This window comes from Aneurinibacillus migulanus, from assembly GCF_001274715.1.
Taxonomy (GTDB): Bacteria; Bacillota; Bacilli; order Aneurinibacillales; family Aneurinibacillaceae; genus Aneurinibacillus; species Aneurinibacillus migulanus.
Genome location: NZ_LGUG01000004.1, coordinates 43736 through 65906 on the forward strand (window position 1 = coordinate 43736; position 22171 = coordinate 65906).

Consider the following 22171-nt stretch of genomic DNA (forward strand, 5'->3'; position numbering starts at 1 on the left):
GATATATTTTGCAGAAGGAGGAAGAAACATGAGTAATCCAGCTATACTTACACCGACCGAAGCGCGTGCGCTAATTCGGGAAGGGAAATGGAACAGACCAACATCAGGAATGGCTGCGGGTTATACACAGGCTAACCTCGCCATTTTGAAGAAGGAATTGGCTTTTGAGTTCTTGTTGTTCTGCCAGCGTAATCCGAAGCCATGCCCTGTATTGGATGTGACTGAAGCCGGTTCTCCGGTGCCGAAACTAATTGCACCGGATGCGGATATACGTACGGATATTCCGGCATATCGCGTGTACAGGCATGGGGAGCTAGTGGATGAAGTAACGGATATTCTGTCCTACTGGGAAGATGATATGGTAGCATTTTTGCTCGGTTGCAGCTTTACATTTGAGCAGGCGATGCTTAAGAATGATATCCCGGTACGCCATATAGAAGAAGATTGTAATGTGCCGATGTACCAAACGAATATACCATGTATAAAAGCCGGACGTTTTGAAGGCCCGATGGTAGTTAGCATGCGCCCGGTACCGGAAAAGGATGTGGTACGCGCCGTACAGGTAACAAGCCGTTTTCCTGCCGTACATGGCGCTCCGGTTCATGTCGGTAATCCGGCGTCTATCGGAATCCGTGATATCCATCAGCCTGATTTTGGCGATCGTGTAACCGTGAAAGAAGGCGAAGTTCCCGTGTTCTGGGCGTGCGGTGTCACACCACAGGCAGTAGCTATGCATATGAAACCGGAAATTATGATTACTCATGCGCCTGGACATATGTTCATTACCGATATGCATGAAGAGCAATACAGTGTACTTTAAATAAAGAAAATTTCATAAAAAAGCGAAAGACCTGTCAAATACCGTTTTCTGAAGAGAGAGCGGAGACAGGTTTTTTTGTTTCTTCTAGACATATCGGAGGATAGCTATGGGTGTGATATGATGATGGTAATAAGGGGGAGTATACCATGAATAACCATTATGATGTGATTATCATCGGAGCGGGCTCGTTTGGAATGGCAACAGGGTATTTTGTGGCCCGGCAGGGCATTCGTACCCTGTTGATAGACTCGTATAATCCTCCCCATGGATACGGGAGCCACCATGGAGAAACGCGCTTGTTTCGCCAGGCATATACGATAGATGAACCGTATACACCGCTGGCAATACGTGCAGGCGTGTTATGGGACGAACTAATGCAAGAAACGTTGGTACCATTCTTTCATAGAATAGGAGTCGTTAATGTCAGCATAAGCCCGTCAGGCTTGGATGCAAAAATAAACACAGCTTCCCGCTTCCATGTACCTGTGGAATTACTCGACGCTGTGCAGTTACAGACACGCTGGTCCGGTATTTCCGTTCCTGAAGGAGCTGTTGCTTTATTTGAGCCGACCGCTGGCATTCTTTATTGTGAACAAGCCATTAGTGCGTATCGTGATCTGCTTCTGCAACATGGTGCTATATTAAAGACGCAGACGCCTGTAGAACGGCTGGAGCCTCATACAGATGGCGTATCCGTTTATACGAAGGATGCCTGCTATACCGGGGAGCGCCTTCTCATTAGCGCAGGGGCTTGGACAGGAAATCTACTGCATTCGCTCTCTCTTCCTGTAAGCCCTATTCGCAAAACTGTAGCATGGTTCAAACCAAATTCTAATGTATATCGCGCACCTGACTTTCCGGGGTTTACCTTCACTGTGGGGGAGTCGGATTATTATGGTTTCCCTGACTTTGACGGGAAAGGACTAAAAATCGGCAGGCATGATACAGGACATCCAATCAATCCGCAAGAGCCGTTGCTTCCTTTTGGCAGGTATTCAGAGGATGAAGCGGATGTGCGAGATTTCCTGGAAACCTTTATGCCACAGGCGGCGGGGCAGCTAAATGAAGGAAAAACGTGCATATATACGATGACACCGGATGAAGACTTTATTATTGATACTCATCCCGAGCATCCGCACATTGTTATCGCGGCAGGCTTTTCGGGGCACGGGTTCAAGTTTGCGAGTGCACTTGGCGAAGAATTGAGCAGCATATTAGTACAAGGTAAATCCAATCTGGATCTTTCGCGATTTTCCTTAGGGCGCTTTGAATGAGAAAAGTTTCTACAATAAGTAGTGTTGTACGTGGCATATTATTCAAAAGTCAGGAGAGTGGATGCCGTTGTTAGAAGGTAAAACTGTCATCATAACAGGAGCCGCTTCAGGCATCGGGGAAGAAATAACCCGTCAATGTATAAAAGAGAATGCCCAGGTTATCGCTTGTGATGTGAACTACGAAAAGTTAACAGAACTGGCCGCTTCTTTACCGAAAAGTATGTTGAATATTTATCAATTGGACGTCACAAGGTATCAGGATGTTATGAAGTTTTTTACATACATTGAAGAAAAGTACCCTGACATAGATGGTTTGGTAAATAATGCGGGAATTTATCTTGGAAAAAACATTCTAGACTATGAAACAGAAGAGATTGATAACGTACTTGATGTAAATGTTAAAGGCTTTATTTATTGTTCTAAGTTCTTCGGGAGAATCTTGATAACAAGAAAAAGAGAGGGAGTGATAATTAATATGTCTTCGGTTTCCGGATTGGAAGGAAGTTCGGATGCCGTATATGGCTTATCAAAGGCAGCGATAGTAGGATTAACAAAAAGCTGCGCGGTGAATTTCTCCCCGTATATTCGAGTTAATGCAGTTACTCCTACACTGGTAGATACTTCGATGATGAACACGGTTCCTGATTGGAGAAAAGCGGAATATCGGGAGCATGAGTTAATTAAAAAGCCTGTGCTTCCCATCGATATTGCAAATACGGTTATATTCCTGCTGTCTGAGAAGGCGAGAAATTATACAGGGGCAACTTTTGATATAAATAATGGTTGTTACTTAAGATGACACAATTTAGAGCTAAAAAAATTAACAAGGATACCGATATTCCGTATATAGGAAGAAATTGATTTTTTTTCAGGTATGCTTTTCATTTCATAAGCTTCGATAATAGCAAACCTCTCGAAAGATAGGGACGCAAAGCCACGGGCCTAATGTGTTAGTATACGCAATGGTGGCCGGGTTGCCGAAGAGCTGTAGATTACATAAATCTAGGGCTATTCTGCGATGCAGTATAGCCCTTCTGTTTTTATTCCAGCCTAAAATTCCGATACACGCAACTCTCTATCAGTAGGGATAAGGAATCCCCCTCTGATAGAGAGTTTACTTTATTAATAAAAAAGGTCAGGTGGAAAAATGAATGACTTTACACAGCTAAACAAGCAGTATATCGGCGGAGAGTGGAAAGATGGTCGTGGCCAAAAGATACTCACTGACAAAAATCCGTACAATGGGGAGAGTATTACAGAATTCCGTATAGCAAATTTGCAGGATATCGATGAGGCGTATCAGGCTGCCGCCCGTGCAAAAGAGGAATGGGACAAAGTAAACCCGTTTACAAAAAGATCCATTCTCGAACAGGCCATCGCATATATAGAGCAGCATGAGAAAGAGATGACAGAAATTATTATTGATGAGTTGGGCGGAACCCGTCTGAAAGCTGCCTTTGAAATTGGCCTTGTAAAGGACATTATCAGGGAAGCGGCTACTTTTCCGTTGCGTATGGAAGGTAAAATTCTCCCTTCCCCTGTAGATGGGAAAGAAAATAGGCTATATCGCCTTCCGGTTGGTGTGGTCGGTGTAATTAGTCCGTTTAACTTTCCCTTTTATCTATCCATGAAATCAGTAGCGCCTGCCCTTGGTGCAGGAAATGGTGTTGTGTTAAAGCCGCATGAAGATACTCCAATTACTGGCGGAACACTTATTGCCAAGATTTTTGAGGAAGCAGGCATTCCAAAAGGACTGCTTAATGTAGTAGTAACCGAAATCAGTGAAATTGGAGATACCTTCGTAGAACATCCAATTCCACGCGTTATTTCTTTCACTGGTTCCACACAGGTTGGAAGCCGTATTGGTCAGCTGGCGGCGAAACATTTTAAGAAAGCCGCGCTTGAGCTTGGGGGCAACAGCGCTCTGATTGTGTTGGAGGATGCTGATATTGATTATGCAGTGAATGCCGCTGTATTTAGTCGATTTACACATCAAGGACAGGTTTGCATGTCGGCTAATCGAGTGATTGTTCATCACGATGTGTATGATGAGTTTGTTACAAAGTATGTTAATAAAGTATCTGCGCTCAAATGTGGCAATCCGAGAGAAGCGGATACGATTATCGGTCCTCTAATTAATGAGCGCCAGGTTCAGAATTTGATTGCTACTGTAGAGGAAGGCGTTCGTGAAGGTGCGACGCCACTTTTACGCGGAGATGTGCATGGGAATGTTGTCGAACCGATTGTGCTTGCCGATGTTACGACGGATATGGCTGTAGCAAAACGTGAATTGTTCGGACCAGCGGTATGTATCATGAAATTCAGTACAGAGGAGGAAGCAATCCGAATAGCGAACGATACACCATTTGGCCTTAGCGGGGCTGTTCACACCGCCAATCTGGAGCGTGGCGCAGAGTTTGCCAAGAAAGTGTATACCGGAATGATTCATGTTAATGACGGAACTATTAATGATGAACCGCTCGTTGCCTTTGGTGGAGAGAAGAATTCAGGGCTTGGACGCCTTAATGGACCGTGGAGCCTGGAAGAATTCACAACACTGAAATGGATTTCCATTCAACATACGCCGCGGCAATTTCCGTATTAACAAGTTGAAAGGAGGAAAGAAAATTGTATACGAATCAGGACGGCGCACAGGAGAAAAGCCAATCTGGCAATCAAAAAGAACTTTTACAAGCTTTCATGAAGGTAGCGCCTTTTTTTAATAGCCTAATTCAAGAAGATATTACTATAGGAATTTATGATACGGAAAAGCTGCTCATTAATATTCCTGCCCGGACTTTTTCTCTTAATGTAAAACCGGGCGATCCATTGCAGGAAGGCGACATCATTACAGAAGCAATCCGCCATAAGAGGGAGATGACGGCGCAGGTACCAAAAGAACTGTTTGGGTTTCCGCTCGTAGCAAAAGCCATTCCGCTTTATGACAACACCGGACGCGTCATCGGTGGCGTAGGCGTCGGAGCAAGCATGGAGAAAGTAAATACGTTGTATGAAGTGGTTGAGAATTTATCCGCCATTGTCGAGCAAACCGCCGCTACTATGCAGAGCATGGCCGAATCCATTACCGATTTAACCGTCAACATGAGCGAGATTTCCTCTCAGGCCAAAGAAGTCGGTAAAAGCGTCGAGGAGATTGAAAAAATTGCCGGTACCGTTAGGAAAATAGCAGACCAGAGTAATGTACTGGGTTTGAATGCGTCGATTGAAGCTGCCCGTGCCGGTGAACATGGAAGAGGTTTTTCCGTGGTAGCTAATGAAGTGCGAAAGATGGCGACCAACTCACGGGAAAATGTGGTACGCATTAATGAAGCAACAGACCTGATCAGGTCCCTGATTTCCAAGCTGGAAGAATCGTTGGAGCGAGTCAATGGTACGACGACGACCCAGGCAGCGGCTACTGAGCAAATTTCGGCTACCATGCAAGAAGTAAGCGATAATACAAACAAGGTAGCGCAAATGGCAGAGTCACTGCTAAAAGGTTCCAATTAGAAAAGCACGCCATTCCAGTTAAGGGATGGCGTTTCTTATTCATGCCTTGTGGATTTCCTTGGTATATGATATCATACTGACTCATTACTAAACGCGTCGTGTTATAGATGTTTCCGCATGACGATTCGATCTTCATTTATGATATAGTTATTTTTGTTATAAAAGGCCTCGGCTTGACCGCCGATCATAGTTAAGAGATAGATGCTTTGTACATTCTTTTCTTTTAATTCTTTTTCCAGATGGCTAAGCAATTTTGAACCGTAGCCTTTTCCTTGGGTTTGATTATCAATACATAGCTCTGCTAAATAAAAAGTCGTTCCTTTATCGTTTTCCTTACAATTGCCACCAATAAACCCAACCAGCTGTTGATGTGAGAACAAGGCGAAAATAAGCGACTTAGGCGTGTATAGTAAGTCAGACAGCCTATTCTTAGCCGCTTCGTATGTCCAGTTTTCATTCCATGGTTCGCTGTTGAAGACTCTACTATAGAGAGTGATACATTGTTCTAAGTTATCCGTAGTAACAGGTATAATTTCTTCCATTAAAATCTCCTTCCCTTTTTATAATTATTGGAATAATAAGTATTATTGTAATGTACGTTAGCAGTATAAGGGAAAAATTTCTTTATTGGAGCTCAGCGCCTTATATGCTATTTGAAACTTTCGCTGCCTCTTTTCGTAAATTCTTAAAAGACGAAAGCGCCTTCACGAAAATTGAACTCCAACGCAAGTATATTTTAAGAAACGTATACAGGAGAGGGGCGGATGTGATGGGCACCGTATGGAAGCGGGGAGTCTACATTATCCTCGGAGCATTTCTCGCAGCTTTCGGACTGGAGATGTTTCTTACACCGAATCAAATTATACCTGGGGGTGTAAAAGGCATCTCCGGTTTGTTATCTCATATAACAGAGATGCAAATGGGGGTATTCCTCTTTTTGTTGAATCTCCCGTTTCTTTTTCATTACAATCGCGGAATAAATCGAGCAAGAGCGCTGTGGGCAATAGTAGGCCTGGCATTATTATCAGCGCTGACTATACTTTTTCATCCATTTCCTCCTTTGGTTGAGTCTCCCCCTCTTGCAGCATTTCTAGGGAGTCTTATATTAGGATGTGGAATCGGGTTAATTTTTCGTTATGCGGGGTTTACGGATGGGATGCAGCAGGTAGCTCTATTATTAAAGAAGCGCCTCTTTTTTTCGATTGCTGAGATTATCATGTTGATTAATCTGTTGATTTTGTTCGTAGCGGGCTTTTTATTCGGTTGGGAGCAAGCAATCTATTCAATATTCGGCTATGTAGTCACATTAAAGACGACTACATATGTGTTGAATAACTTCTCTGTACGAAAAGCGATTTGGATTAAAACAGAACGCAGTGAGATGATAAAGCAGGCTCTTCAAACAACGCTTGCGAATCAATGCCAATATATGTTGCCCGATTTCCCCGAATGTAAACCGAATGAGATGTATATCATCATACCGAGTCGGCAAGAAAAAGCGGTGCGAGGTCTAATTGCAGAGCTTGACCCTTCGGCCGTTTTCGTAAGCGCCTCCCTAGATACGTTTCGTATTGAGGAGCTATCAGAAAAAAGATGAGGAAAGCTGTGTTTCTATAGCTTAATTGTATAGTAAGAGAAAAATAGTATAAAAAAGTATTACAATACATTATATGGTATAATTAGTGATAAGTACAACCCTAGTATATAAATTACACTTGATATTTTGACAGGGTAGCGTGGTTGGAGGTGGGAGAGTGAGAGAAAGAAGAGGTTGGATGGGCCCTGCGCTCCAGCAGAAGAAGGGCCAACGTGTCTTCTTCCGACCGCTCCCTCTCACCACAAGAATTTGTCGATGTATCAAATCAGATGTATATAGATAAAGAAAGGGATGATAACGAATGGAAAAAGGAAAATTACAAGATACAATGCTGAAAGCATTACAAAAGAACAAAGTACCGCTGACGATCTTTACAACAAAAGGTATTCAAATCCGGGGTATTATTACTGCTTTTGATCAATATATGGTAATGGTTGAATCTGATAATAAGACGCAGGTTCTTTACAAGGGAGCGATTTCAACGATTACACCTTCGAAGCCTGTACGACTGCACTAATTTACTATAAGTTAGCGCTAGATAATAAACAAAATAGTAAAGTAGCTATCCTGATTAAAATTTAGGATAGCTACTTTTACTTTCACATACATGTGTAACTTCACGTTCATTCTGAAACACACCTGAAATTTTAAGGTGTTTTTTCTTATGTCCGATTAATTAAAATACACTTAGATAGGACAAAGACAGCTAGACTAAGACAGGGTAATAAAACGAAAGCCTTAAAGAAGGAAAGTAATGGAGTCGATGTATTAACAATGAGAATGAAAGCCAAAATTGTTGCAATAATATTAAACCAGAATGCAATGTAACCAGCTTTCATAGAACATTGTCTTGTTCTTTCATCTCGTTCTCGTAGCTTTTTGTGCCATTTATTATTTTTTCTCAGCTTTATTCCTTCCTGTACAATCCAAACTATATATCCCAAAGCTAAAAAAGAAGGAAGTATATTATTTACCTCGGGATGGTAGATAAAATTTGCGATAGCCTGATAAACAAGTGCGATTCCTAAGACGATTAGAAGTAAAAACCGTTGTAGATAGGTCATTTTTCTACCTCCTCTATCCAAAAAAGTTCTTCTACCGTAGTATGTAGTGCCTTAGCCAACCCGATTGCTAACCCGACAGATGGTTCATAGCGACCTTTTTCAATTGAAATGATGGTAAGTCTTGTGACATCTACAATATCAGCTAACTGTTCCTGAGTTAAATCAAGGGAACGACGAAGAATACGAACCTTATTATGAACAACTTTTTTCATCCCATCACCTTAATACAATATTTACCTTTATGTATATAATACTATACAATTTGAATATTTTGCTATACATTTTAGAGATTTTTGTTTCTGAAAAATGGTGCGTAAAATATAAATAGCTAATCTTATTTAAACCTCTTTTTCTTCAAAATTATTTATAGTAATATTTTGTAAAAATGGAATGTGGGATGATGTTATGTTTATATCATGGAAAAATCGAAAACAGCCTTTTTTAGCTATTGATATTGTTCTTACATCTTTTGTTATTATTGGTGCATTAATCACTTTTGCTGGTTATTATCATGTTTCGTTTTTTATTCTCTTTTATTTCATAGCTGCTATTAATGCGTTAAGAGGTACAGAAAAATACGTGAGTAAAAATAAAGGATATGTCGGGGATTACATTATTGGAGTTGTCTGTATAATAGTAGCTATATTACTTTCTAATAGTTGATAATTTGCAAAATGTAAAATAGAGCAGCTTACCTATATAAGTTACGGTTAATATTTTGACATGGTAGCGTGGTTGGAAGGAGGAGAGATGGAGAAAGAAGAGGGTGGATACGCCCTGCGCCCCGGCAGAAAAAGGCGGACGTGTCTTTTTCCAACCTCTGATTTTTTCCTTCTTTTCTTACCTCTCACCACAAAAGTTTGTCGATTTATCAAATCAGATGTATATAGTTTTGGCCCAGGCAAGCTGCTTCTTTAGTGTGCCTGATAACTTAGTTTATAAAAACGATTTTATATAGAGCAACTTCTTATAGAAAGGGAAGTATTACTATGTATAGTAAATTTATGAAGGAGAGGAAAGGGAAGTTGCGATACATTAGAGCGATATTATACATGAGTGCTTTTTTGTTCGTCTGGACAAGTGCAACATATGTTTATGCTGCTGTACAGGTGACTACAGGAACTGTAAATGTAACTACTTCGCTTGCTTTGAGGGCAAAGCCAGATGTAAAGTCAACAGCGCTTGCATGGATGAAAAAAGGAGAATCGGTTGAGGTAATCTCCAAACAAGGGGAATGGTACCAGGTCAAATATAAAACGAAGCCTGGATACGCAAAAGCCTCCTACATAAAAATAAAAGCTAATCAAGAGCCTACGATACAACCAACTCCAAAGCCGCTTCCAGCTTTGGAGGAAGCGGAAAAAGAACCAATTCAAAAAGAAGAGTTGCCAATAGAAGAAAATATATTCAAGGTTGTCATTGACGCGGGACATGGTGGAAAAGATAATGGGGCAACCGGAACGATTGGGAACAAGGAAAAAGATTTAACCCTTATGATTGCCGAGAGAGTTGAAAGTAAACTTAAAAATAATCCCTCTTATGATGTAACTATGACACGAACACATGAACTTGACGAAGAGCTGATCAAGAAGAAAGTAAAACAAGAGCCTAAGGAAAAGGCAAATATAGCAAATGATAAAAGGGCAGACATTTTTGTGTCTATTCATATTAACTCCGTGACATCATCACCAAGCGCAAATGGGACGGAAACACTCTACAATGGAACACAGCAGGACAAAAAACTTGCCGAAGTGATGCATAAGCACTTTGTTAAAGCGACTGGATTTAAAAATCGAGGCGTAAAAATTAGGCCGAATCTTGTAGTTTTGCGTGATACCAAAATGCCAGCAGTGCTTCTTGAAGTTGGTTTTATGAGTAACCATAACGAAAATATGACCATGCTTAATCCGGAGTTTCAAGAACGGGTTGCTCAAGGAATTGTTGATGGCATAAATGAATATTTTAATATGGCAAATCCTACTTTCAATCAGGAAGTAGGATTTATTTTTTGTTGCTACGCTTTTTTCTATAAAGAAACATTTAATGTCTCATAATGTTATATTTCTTATACAAAAAATGTATTAATTAAATTATATATAATCATTATAATTAATTTGTGTTTTTTAATAGCTTAATTTAAAATGATTACATATAATGATTGTGAATTAATTCCTTAATGAAAGAGGTGATGAATATGAGTAGTGTGATACGTGACGGACGGTTCCAAAAATTAATCTTCGCTAACATTCTTTCTTCCATTGGCTCCGGTGTTACGATGATTGGTGTTCCCTGGCTTCTGGTCAACCGGGATGGGGGCGACCAGATTTATGGATATGCGACTTTCTGTATGACGATTCTTTTGTTTTTTCTGTCTCCTTACCTGGGCGTCTTGATTGACAGGTTACCGCGAAAACAGGTGTTATTATTTAGTGAAGCATTCGGCTTTCTTACCACGATTTTATTTGCAGGATGTGGATTCTTCTCCGGTGCCTACGAAACCTGGCATCTTATCGGCGTTTATGTGGGTGGATCGCTCTATTACACACTGCATTATCCGGCGCAGTTTGCGTTTAACCAGGAGATTTTCACGAGAGAGCAGTACCAAGAACTTAACAGTGTCATGGAAATTCAGAATCAAGCCGCATCGATGCTTGCGGGTGGCCTGACAAGCGTGCTCATTGAACGAGTTGATTTCTCATTGATTTTGCTAGTTGACGCGTTCACATATGTGGTCGGTTTCTTATTGCTGTCGCTTATCCCATATGCGCCGTCCCAGAGGCAGACAATAGTATCGAATGCATCTATCTGGTCAAACATGAAAGAAGGATTCCTTTATTTGAAAGATAAGCCCCTGTTTACTATTTTCTATATCAGTTCACTTATGCCATTCATCGGAGTCATGGTTGGCAACTACTTGTTCCCTGTTTATATTGCTAAAACGTTGGGCACGGACGGTACAATAATGGGATTAGCCGACGTTATGTATGCGGTTGGAGCTATTCTCGGCGGATATACAATTCCCTTTCTGCTTCGCAGGCAGGGCGAGTTCCGTACGGTACTTATGACAGTAGGTGCCTTTACCGCAGGGACGTTACTTATTGCCGCTATTCCGGTTATCGGACTATTTCTTATATTAAAGATTACGCTTGGCTGGGGGAATGCCGGATCGCGGGTCGCACGTAATACGATTATGATGAACGAAGTGCCAAATGAAGTCATGGGGCGGGTCAATAGCTTTTTTTCAGCTGTTGGTATGCTGTTTAGGATAAGCTTACTTGGCTTATTTGCGCAGACGGTTGCTTATACAGGTGCGTCCTTCTCGCTGTTTATTGTTGGCGGTTTGTTGATTTTTGCGTGTGCTGGAGTATTTGTAAGCCGTAGCTTGTTTGCGAAAGATGTACCGACTCTGTCAAAAAGTTTATAAAAACGTTTGTTATAATAAAGTAAAATTTCATATAAAGCAAAGGAGATAACGATGGCACGAATATTTATTATTCTCGGCAGCATCAATCTGTTCCTCTCGGTAGCGTTGGGTGCATTCGGCGCACATGGTCTGGAAGGAAAAATCACGGATCACTTGCTTGAAGTATACAAAACGGGTGTGCATTATCATATGATTCACGGCCTTGGTCTACTTGGCATCGGTATTCTGGGTGAGCGCGGTATCGCAGGCATGAAGCAGCTGAAGCTTGCCGGGTGGTTCATGCAGGCCGGGATTATTTTCTTCGCATTTAGCCTGTATATACTCGCGTTGACGGGTATTGGCTGGCTCGGTGCGATTACGCCAATCGGTGGTGTTTGCTTCTTGATTGGTTGGGCGTTACTGGCGCTCGCGGCGGCGAAAAAATGATTCACAGCCACTGTGCCCAGTAGCCTTCTTCTATATCCGTAATGTCGAATGCTTCCCCCTGGCTAAATGGTGCGAGGACGCGAATACGGATGCTCTTCAGGTCGGATACTTCTTCGACAAGGCCACGCCCGCCTCTTTCCCCTCGTATGAGCTTGCCTTGGAAAGCGGCGCCAAGCGGTAGAGGATACTGTGTGCGGAGCATTCCTTTTTCACAGGAAGCAACAATGCCTTTGGATAAACTGAACGAATCACGTAGCATGACGGTGGCGCTATCTTTGCGACTGTACGCTTCTTTAACTGCGTACAACGCTGCCGGAGCGTCCGTCGAAGGAGCAATTCGAATAAAATCCGCATCGTCTGGGATAAGATGTGGATCGAGACGGATTGCTCTTTTTTTATGGTCGATAGCTTTGATGGGAAACCAAATGCTTTTCTTGCCGGGCATTTTTATGCCTTGAAAAGTCATAGAGGTGGCATGAATGCAGGCATGCGTCAGTATTTTTCCCGTCTGATCGGTGCGTACGAAGCCACAGCGTCCTTCTACGCGCCACTCCCCGAAACGTGTTCGGATAAGCATGGTTTGCTCCGTCGGACTGTATGCCCAAAAGTCGATCTGTCCATCTCCGACTTCCGCTGAGAACGCGATTGTCTCACCGCCACGGACAGGTAGTCGCTGCAGGTGTGTTACACGGAGCGAGTTTTGCTTTTTCGTTGTGTGAATAAGTGCCGCATATTGCTTAACATGCCGATGGCTTCGTATGACGAGAAGAGGATGGTGTTCCGTACCTTCCAGATTAGGGCATTGCCCGGTTATGACTCGGTCGTCCGCATCGAGTAGGCCATGCCAGATAAGTTCGTATCCTTCCGTAGATTGCCAGCGTGCTTTTACACAAGCGAGCTGAGGTTTATATTCACAGATATCATAGATGAATCCGTAGCCGTTGTTCGGCACTGGCGTCCAGTATTGCGCTTTTTCTCCTTTCAGGAGCGGTGAGAATGTCTCTCCTGTCGTCAGTCTTTCCCCAAAGCTTTTGCCGGGCTGGTTAAAGTAAAATCTAGCTTCGCCTTCGACGCCGGCCAGTGTCCAGCTATCCTTTTCTGTTTTCCTTACCCCTTCGAGTGTAAGTGCTGATTTTTCATGGAAGGCCCGGAATGAATAGTCACACGTTCTCGCTCCGCGAATGTAGAAAAAATCGATAAGGTAGGATGAACGATCGGGCAGTGGTACAAGCGCAATCATACGCTGGTAGGCATCCAAACCGTATAGTGCAGGGGCTTGACCTTCGTATGCTGTAACAGTGGGAGAGCGGTACAGAAATGTGAACTCACCGCCAGCAAACGATTTGTAGAGCTGGCCTTTTTTCATGTTGTTATCCTCATTTACGACAACTGCATTATGAGCAATTGATTTTGCCGCCCATCCAAAATGACTGTTGGAGCCGTATATACCGTACCCGAGGTCGGCGGAAATTTCTTTGCCGTATGCATAATAATTCAGACCAAGCACATCATCGTGTGCATGTGTATGGTTGGCTCCGATGCGCATCAGTGCCGTTGTTTCATTAGCATCGCGTAAAATCCCGATCCCGGCCTGTCCGGCGATGGTTACTCCTGTCGGCAGGGAGAAGGAGTGCGGTTGTGTACGGGATGGATGCTGGAGAAGTAAATCCATGCCTTTATCGCCCAACTGTCCGCAGATGAGCGGATACAGACGGTCAAGCCAGTTAGAAGCCTCTTTGCGTATGTTAATCTCAGGGGAGAAATGATAGAAGTGCAGGGCAGCGCGATAGGTGTCTGTCAGGGCTTTTATGTCCGGTTTTTGGCCGCATATCCGATCGGCCCCCCAATCCCCGTAGCAGGGGAGGTGGCCCTGGCAGAGCATCTCCATTGGATTTTGTACGGCGAATCGGAAGAAACGTTCGTTTGCGAATGGATGAGGTGCGGATTGTGGCTCTCCGGAGGCGGCTCGCATGGATAGGAGAGCCATATCGAGAAAGACCGTAATTGTAAACATAGAATAGCCGTACGACCCTTCGAAATACATTCCGTCCCGTCCTACTGCATTAGAGAGAAATGCGTCTGTTGCCCGAATACCCCAGTCGCAGTATTCCTTCTTATCTGTAACCAGGCCTACTGCCAGCATTGCCCGCACGCCATCTGCTTCATGGTTATGTAATTCTGTTAGGTTGCCATCTGCCAGATTGTAAACAGGCCCTCCTGGTTCTGTTAGCATGTAGTCGTGGAGCATTCTTTCAATGTTATCCCGTATGGTTCCCGGTTCGCCCATCAGTACAAGAGCAGGGGAAGGCGTCTCCATGTCCTCGAAGTGATACAGCCAGTCGTAATTCTGAGCCAGAAAGACCTTGATACGGTAGACGATGCTCGTCAGCAAGTGCAGCCGTCCCATCTCTGTCTTGCTGTCGAATGGGGTGAAATCACGTGGACCGAGCGTGCCTGGATATATCGCAGCAAATGCATCGAGAATTGCCGTGGCTGTACATGCGTATTTTTGCTCACCTGTCAGCATATACATATACGTTAGCTTCGTTACCATACCCTCATGGTCTCGTACACCGCCAAGCAACCACCCGGCGGTATGAAAGTTCCACATCCCGACTGGATAATATGCCATTCCGTCGTGCATAAATCCCTGCCCTTCATCGGATAGCTTCTCATCCGGCATTGTGCGTGAGCAATTTGGACAGGTTAGTTGCTTATTGGGGAAGGGGGCGAACATTCGGTTTTGGATTTCCTGGGAATAAGGAAAAGACTTGCGGCAATACGGGCAGCCGGAAATCCCGTAGGCAAATGTCTGACTGTGCATGGAGAGAATGCACTGGTAGATTTTTTCATCAGGGTATTGAGCAAGAAACGTGTTGCATATGCGCTGAAGCTTTTCAAAGCGATGCTTTGCCCACTCGTATGTCTCGATATTAAGCCAGGCCGCCGCTACGCTGTCTTGCGGAAAATAGAATCCGAGCTTCGGTACGGGCGTCTCCATATTCGGTCCCCCCTTACTTTTATCGTTTTCCGTTTGTATATTTCTGAATCAGAGCGTTAATATGTCCGCCCAGTATAAGGATCATGGCCGATAAATAAAACCAGATCATAAGGATAATGACGCCACCGAGACTTCCGTACGTTAAGGAGTAATTGCCGAAGTTGTTGACATAATACGAAAAACCGTAGGAGACGCCCAGCCAGCCGAGGCCGGCGAACAAAGCGCCTATGATCGCTACTTTCCAGTTTACGTCACAGTTAGGCGCGAAATAATAGAGGAATGCGAACAGGCTAATAAGAAACACCAGGCTAACCACCCAACGCAACAGGTACCATATTAGCACTACATAGTTCGGTATATGCATACGGGACGTGAAGAATACTTCAATCGTTTTTCCGAACACAGGCAGGAGCAGGGTCATAAAAATGGCAATGACTATTCCGATGGTAAACAATATTGCCAGCAGACGTGACATGAAATACGAGCGTTCATCCGCTACATTGTACGCTCGGTTAAGCGCTACAATGATGGCATGAATTGCGCTCGAAGATGTCCAGAGCGTGCCTGCCAGGCTCAGAAACAATAGCCAGCCGCGTCGAGTATTCAAGAAGCTGTGTAGATTACTCTCCAGCAGCTCCGTTACTTTCTCAGGAGCGACAATCTGGATAATCGTCAGAGCGTTCTCCGTAGAAATTGGCAGATATCCGATTAATGTAAAAGCGAAAATAAAAAAGGGAAAAATGGACAATAAGAAATAGTAAGCCAGTTGCGCCGACATACCGGACACATCATCCCGTATAAAGCGGTCTACAATGTCATAGCCGAACCGGAACAATCGGCTTCTTTTTCGAATGTTTGTCATATCAAATCTCCATTGACATACAGAATAGTTATCGTTATTTTACCATTATGCTTATTCTATGCTATAACTTTGTAAGACAGACGACGTAAAATACGGAGGATCATCATCGTGACAAAAGTTTTTCTTGTACGGAACCGCCGCAAGCGCCTCGAACAGGGACATCCATGGATTTTTCAAAGTGAAGTAGAGCGGATCGAAGGCGAGGTTACACCAGGTGAAATTGTAGAAGTTGTCAATCATCAAGGATATTTTCTCGGCAAGGGCTACATTAACCCGAAATCGCAAATGATTGTACGCCTGCTGACATGGAATCCGAATGAAGAGATTAATCAAGAGTTATTCACCTCTCGCATTTGCCAAGCCTGGGGATTTCGGCAGCGTTTTCTGCCGGGTATTCGTTCCTGCCGGGTGTTATACGGAGAAGCCGACTTCCTGCCGGGACTTGTAGTAGACAAATTTGAAGACGTGTTGGTCGTTCAGATTCTATCCCTGGGTATGGAAGTACGTAAAGAATGGATTTTGAATGCGCTGCTTGATGTGTTTGCACCGAAAGCGGTGTATATGCGTAATGATGTATATGTGCGTGAATTGGAAGGGATGGAACAGGAGAAAGGGTTCTGGTACGGTAAATCGGAAACGGAGATCGAGATAGAAGAAAACGGTCTGAAGCTGGTGGTCGATATCGAAAACGGACAGAAAACCGGATACTTCTTCGACCAGCGGGAGAACCGTTCAGCCCTTGCACCTATCATGACCGGGTGGGGCGAATCGCACGGTATCCAGATGCAGGAGGTAGATAGTAACGGGGAGAAAGAAGTCCGTCCGGTCGACCGTCGTGGTAAAGTTGTGAAAAATCCGTTTTGGAATGGGGCAGAGGTGCTTGATTGCTTCACGCATACCGGCTCGTTTACGTTGAATGCATGCAAGCATGGTGCAAAGAAGGTAACGACACTCGACATCTCCGACCATGCGATTGAAACGGCGAAAAGAAACGTGAAGCTGAACGGATTTTTGCATAGGGTTGATTTTGTTGTAGCCAATGCATTCGACTATTTGCGCGATGCAGCGAAGGAAGGAAAACAGTGGGATGTGGTCATTCTTGACCCGCCAGCGTTCGCTAAATCCCGGGGTGCAGTAAAAGGCGCACAACGTGGCTACAAGGATATTAACCTGAACGGTCTAAAGCTTGTACGCGAGGGCGGTTATCTGGTTACGGCCAGTTGCTCTTACCATATGAGTCCAGACCTGTTCGCCGAGACGATTCAGGAGGCGGCCGTAGACGCCAAGAAAGTTCTTCGGCTCGTACACTGGAGCGGCGCAGGTATCGACCATCCAAAGCTGACTGGTATTGACGAAGGGGATTATCTGAAATTCGCGATTTACGAAGTTCGTTCGCGCGGATAAATATCTGAAATTGTAAGGAAATAAAAAACGAAGCGCCAGATATAATTGCGCTTCGTTTTTTGTTGTGACCATCTTAATCAACTTTAAAATAGCTTACTTGCTCACGCAGTTCCTCAGCCAGGTTAGCCAGCGTGACGGAGGAAGCATTGATTTCTTCCATAGAAGCGTGTGATTCCTCGGTAGCTCCTGCGACTGTCTGTGTGCTGTCGGCCGTCTCTTCCGCAATTTTGACTACAGATTGTACCGAATGGGTCATCTGATTCGACCCGGCAGCAATTTGTTGGACGGCGGCTGAGACTTCAGTCATCTGCCTGTTCAAGGATTCGATCGCTTCACTAATCTGATGGAATGAAGTTCCCGCTTCCCGGGCACTCTCCACACTCCGTTCGCTCGCCGTCGTGCTACCGGCCATACTTTCGGCTACCTGCGCAATCTCAGATTGGATGTTTTCGATGACATGTTGGATTTTGCCCGCGGCTGTACCGGCTTCCTCGGCGAGTTTTCTTACCTCATCAGCTACTACCGCAAATCCCCGCCCCTGTTCTCCGGCCCTTGCAGCCTCAATTGCGGCGTTAAGCGCCAGTAAGTTGGTCTGACCTGCGATTCCCTGAATAAATTCAACGATGTGTCCGATTTTCTCGGAATGTGTACCGAGGTTATGCACCATTTCCGCAGAACGTTCTACATTCTCGCGGACAGAGCGGATGCTATACACGGTACTATCGATAACTTTTTGTCCTTCACCTGCAAGTGATGATGCCTCATGGGCCGAGTCCGATACCTGCTGACTGCTAACGGAGATATGCTGAATACCACTGGCTACCTGTTGAATGGTAGCCGATATTTCGTTGATAGCGTGACCCTGATAAGTCGCACCTTCTGATACATCTTGAATCGTTTGTGCGATTTGCTCGCTGGCTTCACTGGTCTGGTTTGCACTGGCGGACAGCTGCTCGGAGGCAGCGGCCACTTGGGTCGCAGTCATGCTGACCTGATGCACGATTTCACGCAAGCGTTCGCTCATGCTGTTAAAGTCACCAGTTAAGATACTAATTTCGTCTTTCCCTCTAATAGGTAATGGTTCCAGGCGGAGATCCCCTTCGGCCATTGTTTTTACTTGTAGGCTTAGGGACTGCAGCCTTGTTGTAATGTTTCTTGTAATAATAAACGCGAGCACTGTACAGGCAAGAAGTGCAATGGCCATGTAGATGATGGCCTGGATACGGCCGCTTTTATAGATGTCAGCTGCTTCTTGAACAGCCTTGTCACTACCGTCCTCATTGAGTTTCACTAGCGCATCAAGGTACTTTTGCATCTCGGTGTAGATGGTATCACCTTGCTCCAGATAGTTCCTTGCAGAGGCAATATCATTTTTGCTCCCGGCTTCTATAATACCTTTATGGATTTCGGTGTATTTTCCCCACGTAGCTTTGAACGATTCGAATGCTTGCCGATCTTCCGCATCCGTGATGGTATTCTCGTATACGGTCAAATTTTTATCGATTGCTGAGAAGGTTTGCCCCAGATTCTCCTTAAAGAATTGTTTTTTTTCTGCATCCGTTGTCATCACGAATTTTATTTCGTTAGCTAGAACGTGTTCAGTTAGATAGTTCAAGTGGTTAATACTACTAACGCCCGGCAGCCAGCTTGTGTTGATTTCTTCGGCTTTTCCGTTAATGCTACTCATTTTCATAATACTGAGAATGCCCAGCATCATCATAATGAGGAAGATACAGATGAATGCGGTATACAGTTTTTTTCCGATGGAAAGCTTCATGGTTTTCACTCCCTGCTTATTCTCTTTATTAGTTAAATGGCAATGAAAAACAAATTGGGATATAATTACTAGTATAAAGTTCCTATATAATATAGTTATCGTCAAATTTCTGAACATTATAAAGAGAAAAGTTGGGATGAAGATTTTTGTTTGGTAGGAGAAGGAGGTTTTTCAAGAAATGAAAAGGGTTTAGAGATTACTTATGAGGAGTTGAAACAAAATAGTAAAGAGAGGGCCATTTAGCCCTCCCTATGTTTAGAGACTACCTATGAGGAATTGAACCAACTGAATATCTAATCCACTATTCATTCATGATAGGAAACAGACCATTCCTCCAAAGAATATTTAATTAAGCTCAATCTTAAATTTCAAGCCCTCTCTTAACTCAAAATTATCGAGATCGTTTGTGCCTATATGATATTTCTTATTAGCATCTAAAGCTTCAAATTCCATTGTAAATTCATTCGGTTTTTGTTCATCTCTTCTTATATTATCGTCTTTGCTATCAATCATTTTACCACTATCATCTTTTATATAAAGCGATGTTGCCTGCAAGTAAGGAGCTTTCCCTTCTGCGGTGAATGTAACTTTCGTCTTATTATTGTCTGTCTTTATTTCCTTTATGATTAGCTTTCCTAGTTTACCTTGAGGAAGCTCGATTGGATATACGCCATCTATCGGTTTACTTATTTCGTTAGATTTCTTTGTTTCTACAGTAATTGGTGTTCCATCGTCTGACACACCACCTCCACCTGAAGGAGTAATTTTGCAAGGAATAATCGTCAAGTACTTAGGAATATCCTTTACCTTTGTATAGCTCATTTGACTATTAAAATCCAGTCCATTAGAGCCGCCGCCACCAATACTATTCGGTATAAGTTGCGCTCCTTTATCATCAAATGCAAGCCAATAATCATAGTCAAATATGTTGTGGGGTGTGGATTTTTTTTCTTTATGTTTTCCGCTTAATGAAATATACGTACCTATTGGAGAGAATACCACCTTATCTACCGTCACAGCACTGTCCGGGAAATCTAGTTTTTTATTCGGTGTAAATATTGTGCTGTTCCGAGATATTTCTTCTTTTGATACACTAAAGGCAAAATCCCATTTCCCTTTTACACCCGCTATTTCATTGAATTTTAAATCTAAGTCAAGTTTTTTCCATGGTTTTAATAAACTAATGTCCGACTCTTCACTGACAACATACGTATAATCATCAATACGCTCTTCAGTACGACCTCCAGTACCGTAGAAATCTTCACCGTTTATTTGCAAGGAGCTTCCTGGTCCGGAGATTGCTAAGTCTGTAATTTTCTTGTCACTCTTTATTGTGTAGCCGATCATTAGTTTTGATTCATCTGCTATTACTTCATTTATTGTAAGTGTTATTCCATTGTCTGTGATACTGCTATTAATGATTTGCGAGTACTTATCGTATTCACCTTTATCATCATTTAGCGCTTGGATTATGGAATTTAGAACAGGGATATTTTCTGCAAAAGTTGGAGAAATTGTCCCAATCCCTACTAGGCAAGCCAATCCGATAGCTGCTACGGCAGGGGTATATTTTAGTTTCTTCAAATTTCTTTTACTCTTTATTTTTTTATTTAAATTCTTCTTAATTCGTTCCTTTTGAATCGTTGATACTTCTTCTTTCATATCAGTAATCTCACTTTCCTCGAATTTTATTCCGTTAAATAATTTATAGATATCCTTTTCTTCCAGATCAAAATCCTTATTTTTCATCACAATACCTCCCCACTCAATAAGATAAGTTTTTTCTTTAATGCTTTACGCCCTCTTGAAAGTCTTTGATCTACCCAATTTCTATCTACACCAAATGTCTCAGCAATACTTTCGACTTTTTCACATAAAAAGTATCTTCGTATGAAGATTTCCTTATCTTCATTACTCATGTCATTTATTGCGTTAAGAAGCTCTTCTTTGTTTTCTTTTGATACAACAATACTTTCTAAATTCATCTCATCATTTAAGGAATAATCATCTATAGACTCAATAATACTTTGCTTAAAAAGCTTTCTTTTGTAGTCGATTGCCTTGTATTTGGCTACAGCAGCAATCCAATGTTTAAACTCACCTTTTTCTTCATCAAAGCTGTTGATATTATTCCATACAGACCAGAATATATCATTGCTGCATTCCTCTACATATTGAAAATGAAAGCCTGTATTTAGTACACCGCCTACAACCTTGAAAACAAGATTACTATAGTTATCTACAACGAATTCCAGCGCTTTTGCATTTCCCCGTTTTATTTCCTTTATAAAGTTATTTTCATCTATTCTCATCGTTCACCACCCCCTGAAGAAGCTTCTCGTAATATAGTACGGAAGGGTCGCTGGCTTTCTGACATTGTTTTTTATATACATCTGATTTGATAAATCGACAAATGTTTATGGTGGGAGAGAGCGGTCGGAAAAAGACACGCTGGCCTTTCTTCTGCCGGATCGCAGAGCGCATCCACCCTCTTCTTTTTTCCGAATTGCCTCCTTCCAACCACACTTCCCTATCAAAATATCAAGTGTAATTTATATAGAAATTAGCACAAATAGAGGTGCTTTAATAAAAATCGTATATAAAATATGGCGTTCATACATCATGAATCGCCACTTCTCGAAATAAGGATGTGCAAAAGTAAAAAGCCCTGGTAACTCACATTACCAAGGCTTTCTTGTCTCTGATTTACGGTTGAGTAGCTTTATGCAGCCTCATGCGGGCAGGCAGTGACATTAACAGAACTGCCAGCAGGATGAGTGAGCCGCCAGCGAAAAAAGAAATGCTAAGGTGTTCACCTAGCACTAGCCAACCGAGTAGGGCACCGACAACTGGCTGAAAAAAGAAAAATATCGAGCCGACTCCCGCCTCTACCATTTGCCGACCTTTATTCCATAAATAGAAAGCGTCAGCCGTCGATACGATTCCTAAATACAGCACAGCGAACCATACGGAAGGCTGGGCTAACCCGCTTACAAGCGGCATGAACTACCA

At 43.0% G+C, this 22171-nt stretch carries 24 protein-coding genes and 1 riboswitch; of the genes, 13 read left to right on the top strand and 11 right to left on the bottom strand.

The window, feature by feature from the left end; all coding sequences use genetic code 11:
* Window positions 1-28 precede the first annotated feature (28 nt).
* From AF333_RS01885 to AF333_RS01905, 5 genes are all read left to right on the top strand, one after another.
* Window positions 29-820, top strand: a complete 792-nt coding sequence (locus AF333_RS01885) for a putative hydro-lyase (protein ID WP_043066473.1) — start codon at window positions 29-31, stop codon at window positions 818-820.
* A 146-nt stretch (window positions 821-966) separates the two neighbouring features.
* The gene (solA, locus tag AF333_RS01890) at window positions 967-2094 is read left to right on the top strand and encodes an N-methyl-L-tryptophan oxidase (RefSeq protein ID WP_043066474.1); all 1128 of its coding nucleotides are present in this window, start codon (window positions 967-969) and stop codon (window positions 2092-2094) included.
* Between the two features lie 67 nt (window positions 2095-2161).
* Entirely contained in the window at window positions 2162-2893 is a 732-nt protein-coding gene (locus tag AF333_RS01895) for an SDR family NAD(P)-dependent oxidoreductase (RefSeq protein WP_080787768.1), read from the top strand.
* A 94-nt stretch (window positions 2894-2987) separates the two neighbouring features.
* Window positions 2988-3076, top strand: a riboswitch (cyclic di-GMP riboswitch).
* A 165-nt stretch (window positions 3077-3241) separates the two neighbouring features.
* Complete coding sequence (locus tag AF333_RS01900; protein WP_043066476.1) at window positions 3242-4699, top strand: aldehyde dehydrogenase family protein; 1458 nt, start codon at window positions 3242-3244, stop codon at window positions 4697-4699.
* Window positions 4700-4794: 95 nt separating this feature from the next.
* Window positions 4795-5604 (top strand): methyl-accepting chemotaxis protein, encoded by an 810-nt coding sequence (locus AF333_RS01905; protein WP_043066531.1) that lies wholly within the window; start codon window positions 4795-4797, stop codon window positions 5602-5604.
* Window positions 5605-5705: 101 nt separating this feature from the next.
* Here the strand turns inward: AF333_RS01905 and AF333_RS01910 are convergent, their stop codons facing one another.
* Window positions 5706-6146 carry a GNAT family N-acetyltransferase gene (locus AF333_RS01910; protein WP_043066477.1) on the bottom strand — a complete coding sequence of 147 codons (441 nt, stop codon included), beginning with the start codon at window positions 6144-6146 and terminating at the stop codon, window positions 5706-5708.
* A gap of 227 nt (window positions 6147-6373) precedes the next feature.
* Between AF333_RS01910 and AF333_RS01915 the strand changes: the two genes are divergently transcribed.
* Complete coding sequence (locus AF333_RS01915) at window positions 6374-7201, top strand: YitT family protein (protein ID WP_043066532.1); 828 nt, start codon at window positions 6374-6376, stop codon at window positions 7199-7201.
* A gap of 69 nt (window positions 7202-7270) precedes the next feature.
* Here AF333_RS01915 and AF333_RS34490 read toward each other — a convergent pair whose 3' ends face one another.
* Window positions 7271-7465, bottom strand: coding sequence for a hypothetical protein (locus tag AF333_RS34490; RefSeq protein ID WP_235495939.1), 195 nt, complete (start codon window positions 7463-7465; stop codon window positions 7271-7273).
* A 37-nt stretch (window positions 7466-7502) separates the two neighbouring features.
* Between AF333_RS34490 and hfq the strand changes: the two genes are divergently transcribed.
* Complete coding sequence (gene hfq, locus AF333_RS01920; RefSeq protein WP_043066478.1) at window positions 7503-7718, top strand: RNA chaperone Hfq; 216 nt, start codon at window positions 7503-7505, stop codon at window positions 7716-7718.
* Between the two features lie 145 nt (window positions 7719-7863).
* Here the strand turns inward: hfq and AF333_RS01925 are convergent, their stop codons facing one another.
* Window positions 7864-8265, bottom strand: coding sequence for a hypothetical protein (locus AF333_RS01925; protein WP_043066479.1), 402 nt, complete (start codon window positions 8263-8265; stop codon window positions 7864-7866).
* Window positions 8262-8477 (bottom strand): helix-turn-helix transcriptional regulator, encoded by a 216-nt coding sequence (locus tag AF333_RS01930; protein WP_043066480.1) that lies wholly within the window; start codon window positions 8475-8477, stop codon window positions 8262-8264. The genes AF333_RS01925 and AF333_RS01930 overlap by 4 nt, the downstream gene beginning before the upstream one ends.
* Window positions 8478-8655: 178 nt before the next feature.
* Here AF333_RS01930 and AF333_RS01935 point away from each other — a divergent pair, with 178 nt between their 5' ends.
* Window positions 8656-8928 (top strand): hypothetical protein, encoded by a 273-nt coding sequence (locus tag AF333_RS01935; protein ID WP_235495949.1) that lies wholly within the window; start codon window positions 8656-8658, stop codon window positions 8926-8928.
* Window positions 8929-8975: 47 nt separating this feature from the next.
* Here AF333_RS01935 and AF333_RS34495 read toward each other — a convergent pair whose 3' ends face one another.
* Window positions 8976-9140 carry a hypothetical protein gene (locus AF333_RS34495; RefSeq protein WP_235495952.1) on the bottom strand — a complete coding sequence of 55 codons (165 nt, stop codon included), beginning with the start codon at window positions 9138-9140 and terminating at the stop codon, window positions 8976-8978.
* A 177-nt stretch (window positions 9141-9317) separates the two neighbouring features.
* On the opposite strand from AF333_RS34495, the gene AF333_RS01940 reads away from it, so the two are divergent.
* From AF333_RS01940 to AF333_RS01950, 3 genes are all read left to right on the top strand, one after another.
* Window positions 9318-10319 (top strand): N-acetylmuramoyl-L-alanine amidase, encoded by a 1002-nt coding sequence (locus tag AF333_RS01940; RefSeq protein ID WP_161808206.1) that lies wholly within the window; start codon window positions 9318-9320, stop codon window positions 10317-10319.
* A 140-nt stretch (window positions 10320-10459) separates the two neighbouring features.
* Entirely contained in the window at window positions 10460-11689 is a 1230-nt protein-coding gene (locus AF333_RS01945; protein ID WP_043066482.1) for an MFS transporter, read from the top strand.
* A 51-nt stretch (window positions 11690-11740) separates the two neighbouring features.
* On the top strand, window positions 11741-12115 hold the full coding sequence (locus tag AF333_RS01950; protein ID WP_043066483.1) for a DUF423 domain-containing protein: 375 nt from the start codon (window positions 11741-11743) through the stop codon (window positions 12113-12115).
* A gap of 1 nt (window position 12116) precedes the next feature.
* On the opposite strand, the gene AF333_RS01955 is transcribed toward AF333_RS01950, so the two are convergent.
* Both AF333_RS01955 and AF333_RS01960 read right to left on the bottom strand, forming a co-directional pair.
* Window positions 12117-15116, bottom strand: a complete 3000-nt coding sequence (locus AF333_RS01955) for a heparinase II/III domain-containing protein (RefSeq protein ID WP_043066484.1) — start codon at window positions 15114-15116, stop codon at window positions 12117-12119.
* A gap of 19 nt (window positions 15117-15135) precedes the next feature.
* Window positions 15136-15978, bottom strand: coding sequence for a YihY/virulence factor BrkB family protein (locus AF333_RS01960; RefSeq protein WP_043066485.1), 843 nt, complete (start codon window positions 15976-15978; stop codon window positions 15136-15138).
* A 108-nt stretch (window positions 15979-16086) separates the two neighbouring features.
* Here AF333_RS01960 and AF333_RS01965 point away from each other — a divergent pair, with 108 nt between their 5' ends.
* Window positions 16087-17382: a class I SAM-dependent rRNA methyltransferase gene (locus AF333_RS01965; RefSeq protein ID WP_043066486.1), complete on the top strand. Its 1296-nt coding sequence runs from the start codon at window positions 16087-16089 to the stop codon at window positions 17380-17382.
* A gap of 73 nt (window positions 17383-17455) precedes the next feature.
* On the opposite strand, the gene AF333_RS01970 is transcribed toward AF333_RS01965, so the two are convergent.
* The 3 genes from AF333_RS01970 to AF333_RS01980 all read right to left on the bottom strand — a co-directional run bounded on the left by AF333_RS01970 (window position 17456) and on the right by AF333_RS01980 (window position 21471).
* Entirely contained in the window at window positions 17456-19159 is a 1704-nt protein-coding gene (locus AF333_RS01970; protein ID WP_043066487.1) for a methyl-accepting chemotaxis protein, read from the bottom strand.
* A 345-nt stretch (window positions 19160-19504) separates the two neighbouring features.
* Window positions 19505-20908, bottom strand: coding sequence for a DUF4179 domain-containing protein (locus AF333_RS01975; RefSeq protein ID WP_043066488.1), 1404 nt, complete (start codon window positions 20906-20908; stop codon window positions 19505-19507).
* Window positions 20908-21471 carry a sigma-70 family RNA polymerase sigma factor gene (locus AF333_RS01980; protein ID WP_043066489.1) on the bottom strand — a complete coding sequence of 188 codons (564 nt, stop codon included), beginning with the start codon at window positions 21469-21471 and terminating at the stop codon, window positions 20908-20910. Before AF333_RS01980 ends, AF333_RS01975 begins: the two co-directional genes overlap by 1 nt.
* An 86-nt stretch (window positions 21472-21557) precedes the next feature.
* Here AF333_RS01980 and AF333_RS34500 point away from each other — a divergent pair, with 86 nt between their 5' ends.
* Window positions 21558-21710 carry a hypothetical protein gene (locus AF333_RS34500; RefSeq protein ID WP_235495956.1) on the top strand — a complete coding sequence of 51 codons (153 nt, stop codon included), beginning with the start codon at window positions 21558-21560 and terminating at the stop codon, window positions 21708-21710.
* Window positions 21711-21865: 155 nt separating this feature from the next.
* On the opposite strand, the gene AF333_RS01990 is transcribed toward AF333_RS34500, so the two are convergent.
* Window positions 21866-22162, bottom strand: coding sequence for an EamA family transporter (locus AF333_RS01990; RefSeq protein ID WP_043066491.1), 297 nt, complete (start codon window positions 22160-22162; stop codon window positions 21866-21868).
* Window positions 22163-22171: the final 9 nt, after the last annotated feature.

What these genes read in the sequence shown, in the direction of transcription:
- AF333_RS01970 (WP_043066487.1), bottom strand. Translation starts at nt 19,159, where the DNA reads ATGAAGCTTTCCATCGGAAAAAAACTGTATACCGCATTCATCTGTATC.
- AF333_RS01980 (WP_043066489.1), bottom strand. Translation starts at nt 21,471, where the DNA reads ATGAGAATAGATGAAAATAACTTTATAAAGGAAATAAAACGGGGAAAT.
- AF333_RS01885 (WP_043066473.1), top strand. Translation starts at nt 29, where the DNA reads ATGAGTAATCCAGCTATACTTACACCGACCGAAGCGCGTGCGCTAATT.
- AF333_RS01900 (WP_043066476.1), top strand. Translation starts at nt 3,242, where the DNA reads ATGAATGACTTTACACAGCTAAACAAGCAGTATATCGGCGGAGAGTGG.
- AF333_RS01945 (WP_043066482.1), top strand. Translation starts at nt 10,460, where the DNA reads ATGAGTAGTGTGATACGTGACGGACGGTTCCAAAAATTAATCTTCGCT.
- AF333_RS01915 (WP_043066532.1), top strand. Translation starts at nt 6,374, where the DNA reads ATGGGCACCGTATGGAAGCGGGGAGTCTACATTATCCTCGGAGCATTT.
- hfq (WP_043066478.1), top strand. Translation starts at nt 7,503, where the DNA reads ATGGAAAAAGGAAAATTACAAGATACAATGCTGAAAGCATTACAAAAG.
- AF333_RS01935 (WP_235495949.1), top strand. Translation starts at nt 8,656, where the DNA reads ATGTGGGATGATGTTATGTTTATATCATGGAAAAATCGAAAACAGCCT.
- AF333_RS01950 (WP_043066483.1), top strand. Translation starts at nt 11,741, where the DNA reads ATGGCACGAATATTTATTATTCTCGGCAGCATCAATCTGTTCCTCTCG.
- AF333_RS01955 (WP_043066484.1), bottom strand. Translation starts at nt 15,116, where the DNA reads ATGGAGACGCCCGTACCGAAGCTCGGATTCTATTTTCCGCAAGACAGC.
- AF333_RS01960 (WP_043066485.1), bottom strand. Translation starts at nt 15,978, where the DNA reads ATGACAAACATTCGAAAAAGAAGCCGATTGTTCCGGTTCGGCTATGAC.
- solA (WP_043066474.1), top strand. Translation starts at nt 967, where the DNA reads ATGAATAACCATTATGATGTGATTATCATCGGAGCGGGCTCGTTTGGA.
- AF333_RS01930 (WP_043066480.1), bottom strand. Translation starts at nt 8,477, where the DNA reads ATGAAAAAAGTTGTTCATAATAAGGTTCGTATTCTTCGTCGTTCCCTT.
- AF333_RS01905 (WP_043066531.1), top strand. Translation starts at nt 4,795, where the DNA reads ATGAAGGTAGCGCCTTTTTTTAATAGCCTAATTCAAGAAGATATTACT.
- AF333_RS01975 (WP_043066488.1), bottom strand. Translation starts at nt 20,908, where the DNA reads ATGAAAAATAAGGATTTTGATCTGGAAGAAAAGGATATCTATAAATTA.
- AF333_RS01940 (WP_161808206.1), top strand. Translation starts at nt 9,318, where the DNA reads ATGAGTGCTTTTTTGTTCGTCTGGACAAGTGCAACATATGTTTATGCT.
- AF333_RS01925 (WP_043066479.1), bottom strand. Translation starts at nt 8,265, where the DNA reads ATGACCTATCTACAACGGTTTTTACTTCTAATCGTCTTAGGAATCGCA.
- AF333_RS01910 (WP_043066477.1), bottom strand. Translation starts at nt 6,146, where the DNA reads ATGGAAGAAATTATACCTGTTACTACGGATAACTTAGAACAATGTATC.
- AF333_RS01990 (WP_043066491.1), bottom strand. Translation starts at nt 22,162, where the DNA reads ATGCCGCTTGTAAGCGGGTTAGCCCAGCCTTCCGTATGGTTCGCTGTG.